The 14,038-nt window shown below is 73.1% G+C and carries 12 protein-coding genes; 5 read left to right on the top strand and 7 right to left on the bottom strand.

Annotation, left to right across the window (positions count from 1 at the left end; translation table 11 throughout):
• Nucleotides 1–316: 316 nt before the first annotated feature.
• On the bottom strand, nucleotides 317–1,051 hold the full coding sequence (locus tag E2C05_RS10585; RefSeq protein WP_133219588.1) for an aspartate/glutamate racemase family protein: 735 nt from the start codon (nucleotides 1,049–1,051) through the stop codon (nucleotides 317–319).
• An 86-nt stretch (nucleotides 1,052–1,137) separates the two neighbouring features.
• A complete protein-coding gene (locus E2C05_RS10580) occupies nucleotides 1,138–2,103 on the bottom strand; it encodes a TauD/TfdA family dioxygenase (protein ID WP_133219587.1) in 966 nt (321 codons plus the stop codon).
• A 215-nt stretch (nucleotides 2,104–2,318) separates the two neighbouring features.
• Here E2C05_RS10580 and E2C05_RS10575 point away from each other — a divergent pair, with 215 nt between their 5' ends.
• A complete protein-coding gene (locus E2C05_RS10575) occupies nucleotides 2,319–3,452 on the top strand; it encodes a M20/M25/M40 family metallo-hydrolase (RefSeq protein ID WP_133219586.1) in 1,134 nt (377 codons plus the stop codon).
• A 39-nt stretch (nucleotides 3,453–3,491) separates the two neighbouring features.
• Here E2C05_RS10575 and E2C05_RS10570 read toward each other — a convergent pair whose 3' ends face one another.
• The gene (locus E2C05_RS10570) at nucleotides 3,492–4,805 is read right to left on the bottom strand and encodes a TAXI family TRAP transporter solute-binding subunit (protein WP_133219585.1); all 1,314 of its coding nucleotides are present in this window, start codon (nucleotides 4,803–4,805) and stop codon (nucleotides 3,492–3,494) included.
• A gap of 214 nt (nucleotides 4,806–5,019) precedes the next feature.
• On the opposite strand from E2C05_RS10570, the gene E2C05_RS10565 reads away from it, so the two are divergent.
• On the top strand, nucleotides 5,020–5,871 hold the full coding sequence (locus E2C05_RS10565) for an LLM class F420-dependent oxidoreductase (protein ID WP_133219584.1): 852 nt from the start codon (nucleotides 5,020–5,022) through the stop codon (nucleotides 5,869–5,871).
• On the opposite strand, the gene E2C05_RS10560 is transcribed toward E2C05_RS10565, so the two are convergent.
• Both E2C05_RS10560 and E2C05_RS10555 read right to left on the bottom strand, forming a co-directional pair.
• Entirely contained in the window at nucleotides 5,872–6,828 is a 957-nt protein-coding gene (locus E2C05_RS10560; protein WP_133219583.1) for a peptidyl-alpha-hydroxyglycine alpha-amidating lyase family protein, read from the bottom strand.
• A 135-nt stretch (nucleotides 6,829–6,963) separates the two neighbouring features.
• The gene (locus E2C05_RS10555) at nucleotides 6,964–7,905 is read right to left on the bottom strand and encodes an acetamidase/formamidase family protein (protein ID WP_133219582.1); all 942 of its coding nucleotides are present in this window, start codon (nucleotides 7,903–7,905) and stop codon (nucleotides 6,964–6,966) included.
• A 134-nt stretch (nucleotides 7,906–8,039) separates the two neighbouring features.
• On the opposite strand from E2C05_RS10555, the gene E2C05_RS10550 reads away from it, so the two are divergent.
• The 3 genes from E2C05_RS10550 (at nucleotide 8,040) to E2C05_RS35120 (ending at nucleotide 11,972) form a co-directional block, all read left to right on the top strand.
• Entirely contained in the window at nucleotides 8,040–9,563 is a 1,524-nt protein-coding gene (locus tag E2C05_RS10550; RefSeq protein WP_133219581.1) for a DHA2 family efflux MFS transporter permease subunit, read from the top strand.
• A 76-nt stretch (nucleotides 9,564–9,639) separates the two neighbouring features.
• Nucleotides 9,640–10,035 carry a hypothetical protein gene (locus E2C05_RS32915; protein WP_158292048.1) on the top strand — a complete coding sequence of 132 codons (396 nt, stop codon included), beginning with the start codon at nucleotides 9,640–9,642 and terminating at the stop codon, nucleotides 10,033–10,035.
• Entirely contained in the window at nucleotides 10,032–11,972 is a 1,941-nt protein-coding gene (locus E2C05_RS35120; protein WP_133219580.1) for an EAL domain-containing protein, read from the top strand. The genes E2C05_RS32915 and E2C05_RS35120 overlap by 4 nt, the downstream gene beginning before the upstream one ends.
• 68 nt (nucleotides 11,973–12,040) lie before the next feature.
• Here the strand turns inward: E2C05_RS35120 and E2C05_RS10535 are convergent, their stop codons facing one another.
• A complete protein-coding gene (locus tag E2C05_RS10535) occupies nucleotides 12,041–13,069 on the bottom strand; it encodes an LLM class F420-dependent oxidoreductase (protein ID WP_133219579.1) in 1,029 nt (342 codons plus the stop codon).
• Nucleotides 13,070–13,071: 2 nt separating this feature from the next.
• Nucleotides 13,072–14,025: a TIGR03619 family F420-dependent LLM class oxidoreductase gene (locus E2C05_RS10530; RefSeq protein WP_158292047.1), complete on the bottom strand. Its 954-nt coding sequence runs from the start codon at nucleotides 14,023–14,025 to the stop codon at nucleotides 13,072–13,074.
• Between the last annotated feature and the right edge of the window lie 13 nt (nucleotides 14,026–14,038).

The raw sequence follows: 14,038 nt of genomic DNA, 5'->3' as shown, positions 1-14,038 counted from the left end.
GGCGGCGAGGCGCGGCGCGGCCAGCGGCGCCAGCTCCGCCCGGCCGAGCCAGGCGACGGCGCCCGCCGCCAGCCCCGTCAGCGCCAGCAGCAGCGCGGCCAGACCCAGGGCAAGACGGCGCGGCACGCGGGGCTCCCTGGCGATTCGGCGGCGAGACGACCTTGCCGCCGCCGCCAGCCGCTGGCCAGGGTCCCGGCCGCCGCGCGAAAGCGGGAAACCGTCCTCAGCCGCGGCGCAGCCGCGCGGAACGTCCTTCAGCCGGCGCGCAGCAGCGCGGAACCTCCCTCAGCGACCGCGCAGCCGCGCGGAACCGTTTTCAGCCGCCGCGCAGCAGCGCGGCGAGGGCCGGGTCGAGGCCGAGCGTCTCCCGCCCGCGCGGCGCGGCATAGCTGCCGGCGACAGGCTTCGGCAGCCCGAGGGCGACCAGCATCTCCAGCAGCTTCACGCCGCAGGCGATCCCGTCCAGCAGCGGCACCGCGGCATGCCGCTGCAGCCGCGGCCCCATGCCGGCCAGGGCGGCGCCGCCCAGCACCACGGCATCCGCCCCTTCCGCCACCACGGCGGCAATGGCGGCATCCATCTCCAGCGCCACCGCCTCCGGGTCGCGCACCGCATCCTGCGGGGTCAGCGCAATGCCGCGCAGGGCCGCCAGCCGCCCCGCCAGGCCATGCTGCGCGATGCGCTCCCGATAGACATCGACGCTGCCCATCGTCACCAGGCCGAAGCGGCCGCCCAGCAGGCAGGCGGCGAAGCAGGCGGCCTCCGTCATGCCCACCACCGGGCAGGGCAGCAGCTGCCGCGCCGCCTCCAGCGCGGTGTCGTGCGAGACCGCCAGCAGCACGCCATCCACTCTCCCCGCATGCTCCGCGAGCAGGGAGAGCAGGCCATGCGCGGCGATCGCCCCCTCCGCCCGGGTGGCGATCACCACCGGGCCGAAGCGCGGCGTGGCGGGAATGATCTCCGTCCCCGGCGCCGCCGCGGCGCGGGCCGAGGCGGCGCAGAGCTCGGTGATCGCCTCGGTCGTGTTCGCGTTCGCCACCAGCAGGCGCATGCCCTCGCTCCCCCGTTCCCGGGGAAGGCGCTGCCCTCCCCGGACCTCACCCGCCAAAGGCCGAAGGGCCCTTGGAAACCTTGAGTTCAGCCGCCGACGAGACCCGGCGCGACCGGTACGCCGCCGCGGGGGGCGCCGGCGGCCGTCGTGCCGAAGACCGCGCCGAAGCTTTCCGGCAGCGCGCGGGACCCGGGCGTGGAGAGCCACAGCCGCAGCAGCTCGCGCGCATCCTCGGCCGGCGCCGCCATCGCCGAAACCTGCTTCCAGACCAGATGCGGGTTGAGGAGGAGCAGGTCGCCGGCATGCAGGGACAGGGTCAGCGCCTGGCCCGGCGCCGCCGCCGCATCCTTCAGCGCCGCCAGCGCCGCGCGCTGCGCCGGCTCCAGCGCCGCATCCTCCAGCGCATCGCCATCGTAGCGGCCGACGAAGCTGCCGCTGGCCGTGCTGAACACCGGCAGCAGCAGCGGATCGCCGCCGGCATGGCGGTGCGGCAGCCCGCCATGCAGCACGCCCAGCGCGGCACGGTCCGCCTTCAGCAGCGCATTGTGCAGCGCCGGCGCGGAGACCAGCGTCACCTGCCCGCCCACCCGCGGCTGCCGCAGGCAGAGCAGCGCCACCGCATCCGCGGGATCGGCATGGAAGCGGAGCGGCCCGGCGGCCCCGGTGGCCGGATCCGCGCCCGGACCGGCGACCCGGCCGATCACCGCGCCGCCGGCATCCTGCGCCAGCGGCGTGCCGAGATGCGCGCCCAGCACCAGCAGCGCCGCTTCCGCCGCCGGGCCCGCCAGCCGCCCCAGGTCCAGGCCGCGCAGCAGCGCGAAGCCGCGGCCATGCTCCAGCCGTTCCGCCACCTCGCGCAGCAGCGGGCCGAGTTGCGGCAGCGGCGCCTCCGCCGCGCTGGCGGGCGCCCGGCCGCCGAGGGCGACCAGGGCGGCCTCGATCTCCGTCACCGCCTCCCCGCCGATGGGCAGCATCCAGTCGGACGGGCTGAGCGCGGCACCGGTCCAGACGGAGGGACCGGCCTGTGGGACGAGGCGGAGGGGAAGGGTCATGCCGGCATTCTAGTGCGGATTGCGAAGCCGGTTGAATGTGCAATCCGCCAAGCGCCGCGGGCCGGCAAGCAAGGTCACGCCGCCGCGCAGAGGGCCCCGCGATCGGCGCGGGGCAGCCCGCCCCTTGCCGCCGCCGGGCGGGCGGGGGAGGCTGCCGGCCGCAGCGGCGCCGCGGCCCGGCCCGCCGCGCATGCGCCGCCAGCCAGGAGATGCCGATGGTCCAGCCCGCCCTCGACCTGCCCTTCGATGCCGAGGCGATGATCCCCGGCCTGCGCGCCTGGGTGGAATGCGAGAGCCCGACCTTCGACGCCGCGGCGGTGAACCGGATGATGGCGCTGGCGGCCCGCGACCTCGCCCTGCTCGGCGCCCGGGTCGAGACCATTCCCGGCCGCATGGGCTTCGGCGACTGCGTGCGCGCCAGCTTCCCGCATCCCCGGGCGCATGAGCCCGGCATCCTGGTGATGGGCCATCTCGACACCGTCCACCCCGTCGGCACGCTGGCGCCGCTGCCCTTCCGGCGCGACGGCAACCGGCTCTACGGGCCGGGCGTCTACGACATGAAGGGCGGCAACTACATCGCGGTGGAGGCGATCCGGCAGCTCATCCGGGCCGGCATCGCCACCAGCCGCCCGGTGACGGTGCTGCTGACCAGCGACGAGGAGGTGGGCAGCCCCAGCACCCGCGACCTGATCGAGGCCGAGGCGGCGCGCCATGCCGTGGTGCTGGTGCCGGAGCCGGCGCGGCCGGATGGCGGCGTGGTCACCGGCCGCTACGCCATCGCCCGCTTCAACCTGCGCGCCATCGGCAAGCCCAGCCATGCCGGCGCCCGCCTGGCGGATGGCCGCAGCGCGATCCGGGAGATGTGCCGGCAGGTGGTGGCGATCGAGGCGATGACCAGCGACGACGTGACCTATTCGGTCGGCGTGATCCAGGGCGGGCAATGGGTGAACTGCGTCGCCACCTTCTGCGATGCCGAGAGCCTGTCCATGGCCAAGCGGCAGGAGGACCTGGACCAGGCGGTGGAGAAGATGCTGGCGCTGCGCCCGACCGGCAACGACGTGCAGCTGGTGGTGACGCGCGGCGTCACCCGCCCGGTCTGGGAACCGGATGAGCGGGTGATGGCGCTGTACGGCACCGCCCGGCGCGTGGCGCAGGCGATCGGCTTCGACATCAACCACCAGAGCGCCGGCGGCGGCTCGGACGGCAATTTCACCGGCGCGATGGGCATCCCGACGCTGGACGGCCTGGGCGTGCAGGGCGCCGGCGGCCATACGCTGGAGGAGCATCTGCTGGTGGAAAGCCTGGTGCCGCGCGCGAAGCTGCTGGCCGGGCTGCTGCAGGTGGCCTGACGCGCCGCGCGGCGCGCCCCGGTCCGCCGCCCGGTCCGCTCAGGCCTGCCGCGCCAGCTGCCGGCGCAGGAAGGCGATGTCCCGCCGCAGCGTGAAGATGCGGTGCAGGAAGGCATGCGGCACCGTCATCGTCGCCACCCGCGCCTCCAGCCGCGCCAGCCGCGCCAGCACCTCCTGCCGCGCCGCATCGTCCAGCGGCGCATCCGGGTCGGCGACGCGGCCTTCCAGCCGCGCCAGGTCGGCATAGCGGCGCCAGATCCGCCGCTCCACGCTCCAGCGCCAGAGCGGCGGGGCGAAGCGCAGCAGCGGCAGGGCGACGGTCAGCGCCGGGACGGCCAGCACCAGCAGCCGGTCGATGAAGACCGCCCAGTGGAAGGGCAGCCAGCTCTGCAGCAGCGGCGGGCCGCGTTCGATGAAGCGGCGGGCATCCGGCTGCACCGGCAATTCTTGGTTCAGGATGGCGGGGAAGCGGCCTTCCGCCGCGAAGCCCTGCCGGTCGGCATGGGTGCGGCGCATCACGCCGGCGACCAGCGCCGCGACCTGCGGGTTGATGTCCGCCCGCGCCGCGACATAGGCGGCGGGGGCGAGGAGCCGCACATCGGCCTCCGGCAGGTCCTCGGCCAGGGAGAAGCCGCTGCGCGGCAGCGTCACCGGCGTCAGGTACGGCAGCAGCCGGGCATAGGCATCCGCCCAGGGTGCGAAATCCACCAGCCGGGCGCGGTCCGGCACCCGCATCAGCGCGGCGATCGGCGCATGCGCCTGGGCAGAGACGAAGAAGGCCGCATCCGCCTCCCCGTCCAGCAGCGCGGTCGCCGCCCGCATGCCGACGAAGGAGAGCAGGGTGACCTGGTCCGCCGGGATGCCGTTGGCGTCCAGCAGCGCCAGCGCCAGGGCGCGGCTGCCGCTGCCTTCCGGCCCCACCGCGATCCGCCGGCCGAGCAGCGCCTGCCGGGTCACCGCCGGCATGCCGGCCTGCACGAAGAACCAGGCGGGCTCGAAGAACACGCTGCCCAGCGACACGAGGCCCTCGTCGCGCTCCCGCGCCTCGGCCGGCGCGGCGGTGCCGGCCAAACCGCCCTGCACCAGCGCCAGGTCGACCCGGCGCGCCCGCAGCAGCGCCAGGTTGTCCACCGCGCCATCGGTGTGCACGACGGTGGCTTCCAGCCCCTGGGCGCGCAGCGCCGCGGCATAGGCCTCGGCGGTCGCGGCATAGGCGCCGCCGCGCTGGCCGGCGGCGATGCGCAATTCCTTGGGGCCGGGCGGTACCAGCAGGACCCAGAGCCCGGCCAGGGCGACGAGGCCGAGGATGCCGAGCCCCCAGCCGAGGAGGAGGGGATTGACGCGCAGGCGCATGCAACCGCGACGCTACCCCGGTTTGCCGCCGCAAGTGAACGCCCCTCCACCGGCTGGACGCCCCGGCCCGCGCGGTCCAGCCTGCACCGGCCAGCGGCTCCGCCGGGCGGCGGCGGCCGGGCGATGTCGTTCCTGGCCGTGCGGATCGATGCGGCGCGGCGCTCTCGGCGCCGCGCGATCCCGCCGCGGCGGCGGGGCAGAAGGGGGGAAGGCCATGCGGGTCGGCGCGGCGATGTTCTTCACCGACTATTCGATGACGCCGGCCGAACTGGCCGTGGCACTGGAGGAGCGGGGCTTCGACAGCCTCTGGGCGCCGGAGCATTCGCACATCCCGCTGTCGCGCGCCGCGGCCTATCCCAGCGGCGGCGACCTGCCGAAGATGTACTACGACGTCATGGACCCCTTCGTGACGCTGACCGCGGCGGCGGCGGCGACGAAGACCCTGCTGGTCGGCACCGGCATCTGCCTGGTGGTGCAGCGGGACCCGATCCAGACCGCGAAGCTGGTGGCGTCCATCGACCGCATCTCCGACGGGCGCTTCCTGTTCGGCGTTGGCAATGGCTGGAACCGCGACGAGATCGAGAACCACGGAACCGCCTTCGAGACGCGGCACAAGCTGGCGCGCGAGCGGATCGAGGCCATGAAGGCGATCTGGACGCAGAAGAAGCCGGAATACCACGGGGAATTCGTGAAGTTCGGCCCGATGATGACCTGGCCGAAGCCGTTGCAAGCGCCGCATCCGCCCATCATCGTCGGCGGCGCCTTCCCCTGGGGCGCGAAGCGGGCGGTGCGCTACGGCGATGGCTGGATGCCGCACCGGGTGCGACAGCACTATGCCGATGTGGCCGCGCTGGTCCCGCAATTCCGCGCCCTGCTGGCCGAGGCCGGGCGCAGCGAGGCCGACTGCCCCGTCACCATCTGGGGCGTGCGGGAGGACCGGGACGCGCTGCTTGCCGATCGCGACCTGGGCGTCGCGCGGGTGGTGCTCTCGCTCGACGCCGCCAAGGCCGATGTCATCCTGCCGCAGCTCGACCGCTGGGCGAGGCTGATCGAGGCGGTGAAGTAGCTACGCGACGCGCCGGTATTTCTGCAGGCAGCGCACGCCCTCGGGCGGCGGCGCCCTGCCGTCGTGGTAGCGCGGGTACGCCGTGAAGCTGACCTCGGCGACATAGAGGTCGCCGCGGCTGTCGGCGCAGAGCCCGTGCGGCGACCAGAACTGGCCCGGCCCGCCGCCCAGTTCCCCGAAGCGCGACAGCACCTTGCCCTCCATGTCGAGGACGGAGATGCGCGGTCCCAGGTTCGGATAGGCCTTGTTCACCGGCAGCTGCGGCCCGAGCTCCCCCACATAGCAGCAGGGGCATTTCCCCTTGCCGAGAAACAGCGAGCAGGGCCGGTGGATGTTGGTCCACTGCCCCTGGTACCTGCCCTTGCCGTCGAAGACCTGCACCCGGTGGCTCTCCCGGTCCGCGACATAGACCAGCCCGGCATCGTCGCAGACGATGTTGTGCGGCAGGTTGAACTCGCCCGGCTCCATGCCCGGCCGCCCCCAGGAGAACAGGTGCCTGCCTTCGGGCGAATACTTGTGCACGGCGGCATTGCCGTAGCCGTCGGAGACATAGATGTCGCCCTCCGGCGACAGCGCGGTGTGGGTGCAGCGGTTGAAGGGCTGGCCGGACATGAAGGGCGCGGGACGGTTCGGCAGGCCGATCGTCATCAGCACGCGGCCGTCGAGCGTGCATTTGCGGACGGTGTGGTCGCCGTCGTCGGTGCACCACAGGATGTCGTCAGGGCCCATATGGAGGCCATGGGCGCGGCCGAACAGTCCCTCCCCCCAGCTGGTCAGGAACTTGCCGTCGCGGTCGAAGACGACGATCGGGTGCTCGCCGCGGGTGAAGGCATAGACGCGGTCCTGGCTGTCCACGGCGACCGCCGCCACTTCCTTCAGCGACCAGCCCTCGGGCAGCTGCCCCCAGCCCTCCACCGGTTCGTAGCGGAACTCGCCGCCGCCGAGGATGTCGGTCATTGGCTTGCCTCCCATTCGGATTTTGGGCGGGCCGATTCAGACCTGCGGGCCTGCCGGCCCTCCGGTCATCGGACCGTATCTGGTGCGGGCCGATTCAGACCTGCGGGCCTGCCGGCCCTCCGGTCATCGGACCGCCTAGAACAGCACGCCCTTCGGCAGCAGGCCGTGCACGCCCTTCTCGCCGTTCACCGTCTGAGTCACGTGGAAATCGACGGCCAGGGAGCAGAAGGCATAGGCCTGCTCGCGCGAGAGATTGGTGCGGCCGCAGATGAAGCCGATCATCTCCCGCACCGCCTGCTTCATCGCCTGGTCCAGGTCCTCGTTGATGCCCATGGAGATGTAGTGGGTCGGCGTCTCCGCCCGTGGCATCGCCTGGCCGGTCTTCTTGTGCAGGCGGAAGGTGAAGGTGCCGGTCAGGCACATCTCCAGCGCGGACACGCACACCTCGCCATCGCCCTGCACGCCATGCCCGTCGCCGACCGAGAAATTCGCGCCCGGGACATGCACTGGCAGGAACAGGCTGCTGCCGGCCTGCAATTCCTTGTTGTCCAGGTTGCCGCCATGGATGCGCGGGGCGATGGAGGTGATGGTGTCGAAGGCCGGCGGCGGCGCCACGCCCATGACGCCGAAGAAGGGCGCCAGCTTCAGTTCGGTGCCCCAGGGCAGCTTGCAGGTCATGCGCGCCCGGTCCACCGGGATGTGCATCAGGTGGGTCTCGTGGAAATCCTCGGGCAGCGTGCCCTTCAGCGGGGCGATGACGTTGTAGCCCCAGTCGGCGCCCGGCTCGATCCTCTCGATCGCCACCTCCAGCGTGTCGCCCGGCTCGGCGCCCTCGACCGCGATCGGGCCGGTCATGATATGGCCAAGCCAGGGCTCGCGGTTCGCGTCCACCACCGCTTTCAGCGCCGGTGGCAGCACGAAGCCGCTGCCCTCCTTCGGCAGCACGGCGGGCCGGCCGGAGATGCATTCCACCTCCACCGTATCGCCCGGCGCGATGGTCAGCACCGGCGGGAAGCGCGCGTCGAAGACGCCGATGCGCGTGGTGTCGGGGCTGGCGCGAAGCGTGTGGACGGCCATGGCGCGGTCTCCGGTGCGGCGGGCGGCTGCGATGATGCGCCGCGCCGCGCGGCCGCGCCAAGGGGGGGCCGCCAAGGTCGCCCCGGTTGCCGCCCCCCCACGCCCGGGTGCAGGATCACGGGCAGGAGGACCGGATGAGCGCCGCCACCGCCACGCAGGGCGGCATCTTCAGCATCGGCGGCCGGCTCTGGCTCATCCTGCTGATGGTCCAGCTCGCCAACCTGCTCTTCGGCATGACCATCACCCTGGCCAACCTAGTGCTGCCGGAGGTGCGCGGCGCCGTCTCCGCCACGCAGGACGAGATCTCCTGGGTCATCACCCTGAACCTGGCGGCGACCGCGGTGGCGACGCCGATGACCGGCTGGCTGGCCGGGCGGCTGGGCTGGCGGGCGCTGATGTTCGGCACCATCACCGGCTTCACCCTGGCCTCGCTCGCCTGCGGGCTCGCCACCAGCCTCGACCAGCTCATCCTGGCGCGGGTGGCGCAGGGCGCCTTCGGCGCGCCGATCATGCCGCTGGGCCAGGCCATCCTGCTGACCACCTTCCCGAAGCACCTGCAATCCACCGCGCTGGTCATGTGGGGCGTCGGCGCAGTGTTCGGCCCGGTGCTGGGACCGATCCTCGGCGCCATCGCGACCGAGGCCTGGAACTGGCGCGCCGCCTTCCTGATGATCGTCCCCTGCGGCGTCGCCTGCATGACCTGCACCTGGTTCGCGCTGCGCGACCACACGCGGCGGGATGCCACGGCGCTGGACTGGGTGGGGTTCCTGGCGCTGTCCGTGGCGCTGGTGGCGGCGCAGCTGGTGCTGGACCGCGGCCAGCGGCTAGACTGGTTCGAATCGCCGGAGATCCTGCTCTGCAGCCTGCTGGGGCTGCTGGCCTTCTGGGTGTTCGTCGCGCATTCGCTGACGGCGGCGCACCCCTTCCTTGACCCGCGGCTGCTGCTGGACCGCAATTTCAGCATCGGCCTCGTGATCTCGCTGGTCATGGGCATGCTGGCCTTCACCAGCATGACGCTGGTGCCCAGCCTGCTGCACGACCTGCGCGGCTACCCGCACGACGCCATCGGCCTGCTGATCGCGGCGCGCGGCATGGGCAACTGGCTCGCCTTCCTCGTGGTGATCCCCTTCACCCGGGTGGCGCCGCGGCTGGCCATCGCCACCGGCCTCGCGCTGCAGGCGGCCTCCGCCTTCTGGATGGCCAGCTTCGACATCAACCTGACCGAGGACGGGATCTTCTGGAGCCACATGCTGCAGGGCTTCGGCCAGTCCATCGCCTTCACGCCGCTGGCGATGATGGCCTTCGCCACCCTGCCGCCGCGGCAGGTGGCGGAAGGGTCGGCGGTGTTCACGCTGATGCGGAATTTCGGGTCCAGCCTGTTCATCTCTCTGGCCGTGCTGGTGCTGATCCGCACCACCTCGATGAACTATGCGCAGATGACGGCGCTGGTCAGCCCCTTCAACGAGATCCTGGTGCTGCCGGGCATGCCGAGCCAGTGGGAGCTGGGCTCGACGTCCGGCCTGCTGCGGCTGGCGAACGAGATCCAGCGGCAGGCCAGCATGATCGGCTATGTCAACGCCTTCCTGCTGATGGCGGCGACGGCGGCGCTGGCGGTGCCGCTGGCCGGGCTGATGCGCGGCGCCCAGCGCGCCGGGTGAACCCCGCCGCCTTCAGCCTTCCTTCACCCGCGGCGACGACAACCGGGGTACGGAACCGCAGGGTGTGCCTATGCCCGTGACGGCCACGGTCCTGCCGGGGTTCGATTCGCCTGACCTACTGCCCTGGCTCGAGGCGGCGGATGCGACCCTGCTCGACCTGCTCCCCTTCGGCGTGGTGCGGCTGGACCGGGCCGGCTGCGTCACCGCCTACAATGCCTATGAAAGCGAAAGGGCCGGCCTACGGCCGGCGACGGTGATGGGCCGCCCCTTCTTCAGCACCGTCGGCATCTGCGGCAACAACCCGCTGGTCGCCGGCCGTTATGCCGCCGAACCGCGGCTGGATGCGCTGCTGGACTATGTCTTCACCTTCCGGCTGCGGCCGGTGCCGGTGCGGCTGCGGCTGCTGCAGGCGCCGGAAGCCCGGCACGCCTGGCTGCTGGTGTGCCGTCGCGCGCCGCAGGCGGCGGCGTGAACGCGCTCGCCCCGCCGGTCGCCGGCGGCGCTCCGGACCCGGCCCTGACGGCCGAGGACCTGCTGCAATTCCTCTACCTCATCCCGGTCGGCGTGCTGCAATTCGGCCCGGACGGCACGATCCAGTTGCTGAACCCCATGGCCAGCCAGCTGCTGCTGCCGCTGCTGGCGGAGCCGCGGCTCGACAACCTGTTCGACGCCCTGCGCGACCTGGTGCCGGACCTCGAGGCGACGCTGCGCGCCGCCGGGGACACGCTCGGGCCGGTGCTGGACCAGCGGCAGATCGAACGCCCGGGCCGCCGGCCGCGCCTCGTCCTCTCGCTCTGCGTCATCCGCGTCACCGACGGCGCCTGGATGGCGGTGCTGCGGGACGTGACCCGGCTGGTGGAGATGCTGGGCTTCGCCTTCACCCCGTCCGACCTGCTGCTGGATGTGGATGCCGAAGGCTGCATCGGCTGGGCGGCCGGGGCCTTCCAGGCACTGCTCGGCCTGTCGCCCGCCGACGCGGTGGGGCGCCCGCTGGACAGCCTGGTGGCGCCGCGCGACCGCCGGCGGCTGGCCCGGGCGATGGACGGGCTGAGTGCCCGCGGCCGGCTGACGCCGCTGACGCTGCGCCTGGCCAATGCGCGGGAGACGCCCTGCAGCCTGGCCGGCATGGCGCTGGACGCCACCGGCAACCGGCTCTGCGTCACCATCGGCCCCGCCGCCACGCCACTCGGCGGCGCCAGGGCGGCGCAGCAGCCGGCCAGCGGCTTCGCGGCGGAAGCGGCGGGCAGCCTGCGCGCCGGGGCGGAGGCGACGCTCGGCCTGCTCGACATCGCCGACTGGCAGGACACCGCCGCAAGACTGGATGCCCGGCTGCTGGGCTGCCTGCAGCGGGAGATCCGCCACCTGAGCGAGGAGATGGCCGGCGAGCCGCTGGTCTTCGGCGAACTCGGCGCAGGGCGCTTCGGCCTGCTGGGTCCGGCCGGGCTCGACCTGTCCGGCCTGGCCGGCGCGGTGGAGGGGCTGCTGGGCAGCGTCCTGCCGGGCGGCGCGCCGCGGGTCTCCGGGGCGAACATCCCGCTGGCGGCGGATGGGCTGGCGGCGCAGCCGGCGCTGCAGTCGCTGCGGCTGCTGCTGGCCCGCTTCGCCGGCCAGGGCGTGCAGGGCGTGCCTGCGGGCGGCCTGGCCGGGATGCTGGCGGAGGCGGAGACGCATCGCCAGGCGCTGGCGGGCATGATCGCCCAGGGCCGCTTCCAGCTGGCCTACCAGCCCATCCTCCGCCTGTCGGATCGCCGCATCTGCCACCATGAGGCGCTGATCCGCCCCGAGGCCGGCCCGGAGAACCCGGCCGGCAACCCGCAGGAATTCGTCACCCTGGCGGAGGCGCTGGGCCTCGCCCCGGCACTCGACCTCGCCGTGCTGGACCGGGCGCTGGCGCTGCTGCGGCAATCGACGCATTCCATCGCCGTGAACCTCTCGGCCCTCAGCCTGGGGGATCCGCGCTTCGCCGAGGCGCTGCTGGCCCGCACCGCCGGCCTGTCGCCCGGCCGGCTGCTGCTGGAGGTGACGGAGACCGCCGAGATCGAGGACCTGCCTTCGGTCGCCGGCACCCTGGCCCGGCTGCGCGCCGCCGGCCTGCGGGTGTGCCTGGACGATTTCGGCGCCGGCGCCGCGTCCTTCCGCTACCTGCGCGACCTGCGCGTCGATTTCGTCAAGATCGACGGCGCCTTCGTCCGCGCCGCGCCGCAGGACGAGCGGGGGCGGGCCTTCATCATGGCCATGCGCGACCTGGCCGCATCCTGCGGGGCCGAGACGATCGCCGAAATGGTGGAGACCGAGGCGGATGCGGCGCTGATGCAGCAGCTTGGCGTGCAGCTCGGCCAGGGCTGGCTGTTCGGCAAGCCCGGCCCGCTGGCGCCGCAGGCCGCGGCGCCGAAGCGCTGGCGGTACTGATCGCCGGCCTGGCGCCCGGCGATGCCGGGCCCGATGCCACCGGGTGCCGTCGCGGGCCCCGCCCGGCGCTACAGCACCGCTTCCGCCACCACCCGCATCGCCTCCGGCGTCGGCCCGGCCAGCACCAGCGTGCCCACCTTCCCGTCCTTCGCCACCGCCTGCCAGTCCTTCAGCCGGCCGCGGATGCGGTCGGGCGGGCCGACCAGCGCGATCTCATCAACCAGCTTGTCGGGCACCAGCGCCGCCGCGTCGCGGTGGCGCTTCGCCAGGAAGGCATCCTGGATCGCCACCGCCGCATCCGGGTAGCCCAGCCGCTTGCAGTAGTCGTTGTAGAAATTCCGCCCCTTCGCGCCCATCCCGCCGATATAGAGCGCGAGGTCGGGCTTGCAGGCATCGCGGCAGGCCTGCAGGTCGTCCCCCATGCGGATGCGGGTGTAGGGCGCGATGTCGAAGCGCGTCAGGTCGGCCGGCTTGCCGGCCTTCGCCATCCCCTCCAGCGTCGGCTTCACCACGATGTCGGCGCCTTCCGGCGACATGAAGATCGGCAGGTTGCCGTCGGCGATCTCCCCCGCCAGCCGCATGCCGCCGGGCGTGATGGAGGCGCAGTAGAAGCGCAGCGGCTTCGCGTGCAGGATGCTCTTCAGCGGCTTGCCGAGGCCGGTCGCGCCCGGCCCGTCATAGGGGATGCGGTAATGGTCCCCCTGGTGTTCCAGCGGCCGCTCCCGCGCCACGATGCTGCGGATGATGCCGATGTATTCCCGCGTCCGCTCCATCGGCGTGCCATAGGGCTGGCCGTGCCAGCCTTCCACCACCTGCGGGCCGGAGGGACCGACGCCGCACAGGAAGCGGTCGCCCGACAGCGCCTGCAGGGTCATCGCCGTCATCGCCGCGCAGGCCGGCGTGCGCGCCGGCATCTGCATGATGCCGGTGCCGGCCTGGATACGGGTGGTGCGCGCCAGCACCCAGGCGACCGGGCTGACCGCGTCGGTGCCGTAGCTCTCGCCGCACCAGACGCTGTGATAGCCGAGCCTTTCGGCTTCCAGCGCCAGGTCGGTATGCGGCTGCCCGTCGATGCGCAGCGTGATGCCGAGCCGCATGGTCAGAGCCCGTCCATCACCTGGTCGCGGAAGGCGCGCATGCTGTCCACCACCTCTTCCGCGGTCGTGCCGGGGAAGGTCAGGTCCACCGCCTGCACGCCCAGGTCGCGCATCGCCTTGAGGTCGTCGGCGATCTGCCCCGGCGTGCCGGAGAACAGCCGCCTTTCGCCGTCGCCGGCGGTCGCCGGCACCTCCGGCCCGTAGCGCTGCACCCGGTAGGCCAGGCCGACCTTCGCCGGGTCGCGGCCCTCCTTCTCGACCAGCCCGTGCAGCTTGCCGATGGCGGCGCGGTAGCGCGCGAGGCTGTCGAGCGGGAAGGAGGGATTGGTCCCGATCGGGTACCAGGCATCGCCGAGGCGGGCGGTGCGGCGCAGCGCCGGCCCGCTTTCCCCGCCCACCCAGATGGGCGGGCCGCCCTTCTGGACCGGCTTCGGTTCGAAGGTGATGTCGCGGAAGCGGACGAACTCGCCTTCGTAGGCGGGCCGCGGCTGGGTCCAGAGCGCCTTGGCCGCCAGGATGTATTCGTCCGTCACGCGGCCGCGGGCGGCGAAGTCGGGCGCCTGCAGCGCGACGAACTCCTCCTCCAGCCAGCCGGCGCCGATGCCGAGCGTGACCCGCCCGCCCGAGAGCACATCGATGGTGGACAGCACCTTGGCGGCCAGCATGGCCGGCCGGTGCGGCACCACCATGACGGAGGTCACCAGCCGCAGCGTGGTCGTCTTCGCCGCCAGGAACATGGCCTGGGTCAGCTGCTCATGCCGTTCCCCGCGCGCGCTGGCCGGGAATTCGCCCGTATCGGTATAGGGATATTTCGCCGCGATGTCGGTCGGGATCACCACGTGGTCGCTGATCGTGGCATAGCCGAAGCCCAGTTCCTCGCCCCCCTGCGCCAGGCGGGTCAGCGCCTCCGCCGAGGCAAGCGGCCCGCCGCTGGGCGCGTTAAACCCGATCTGCATGGCTGCCCCCCTC

The sequence above is a fragment of the Paracraurococcus ruber genome, from assembly GCF_004353985.1.
Taxonomy (GTDB): Bacteria; Pseudomonadota; Alphaproteobacteria; order Acetobacterales; family Acetobacteraceae; genus Paracraurococcus; species Paracraurococcus ruber.
Note: the sequence above shows the minus strand (reverse complement) of the source record. Positions and strands in the feature narration are given on the sequence as shown.

What these genes read in the sequence shown, in the direction of transcription:
- E2C05_RS10550 (WP_133219581.1), top strand. Translation starts at nt 8,040, where the DNA reads ATGAGCGCCGCCACCGCCACGCAGGGCGGCATCTTCAGCATCGGCGGC.
- E2C05_RS10585 (WP_133219588.1), bottom strand. Translation starts at nt 1,051, where the DNA reads ATGCGCCTGCTGGTGGCGAACGCGAACACGACCGAGGCGATCACCGAG.
- E2C05_RS10570 (WP_133219585.1), bottom strand. Translation starts at nt 4,805, where the DNA reads ATGCGCCTGCGCGTCAATCCCCTCCTCCTCGGCTGGGGGCTCGGCATC.
- E2C05_RS10580 (WP_133219587.1), bottom strand. Translation starts at nt 2,103, where the DNA reads ATGACCCTTCCCCTCCGCCTCGTCCCACAGGCCGGTCCCTCCGTCTGG.
- E2C05_RS10530 (WP_158292047.1), bottom strand. Translation starts at nt 14,025, where the DNA reads ATGCAGATCGGGTTTAACGCGCCCAGCGGCGGGCCGCTTGCCTCGGCG.
- E2C05_RS10535 (WP_133219579.1), bottom strand. Translation starts at nt 13,069, where the DNA reads ATGCGGCTCGGCATCACGCTGCGCATCGACGGGCAGCCGCATACCGAC.
- E2C05_RS10565 (WP_133219584.1), top strand. Translation starts at nt 5,020, where the DNA reads ATGCGGGTCGGCGCGGCGATGTTCTTCACCGACTATTCGATGACGCCG.
- E2C05_RS10555 (WP_133219582.1), bottom strand. Translation starts at nt 7,905, where the DNA reads ATGGCCGTCCACACGCTTCGCGCCAGCCCCGACACCACGCGCATCGGC.
- E2C05_RS10560 (WP_133219583.1), bottom strand. Translation starts at nt 6,828, where the DNA reads ATGACCGACATCCTCGGCGGCGGCGAGTTCCGCTACGAACCGGTGGAG.
- E2C05_RS10575 (WP_133219586.1), top strand. Translation starts at nt 2,319, where the DNA reads ATGGTCCAGCCCGCCCTCGACCTGCCCTTCGATGCCGAGGCGATGATC.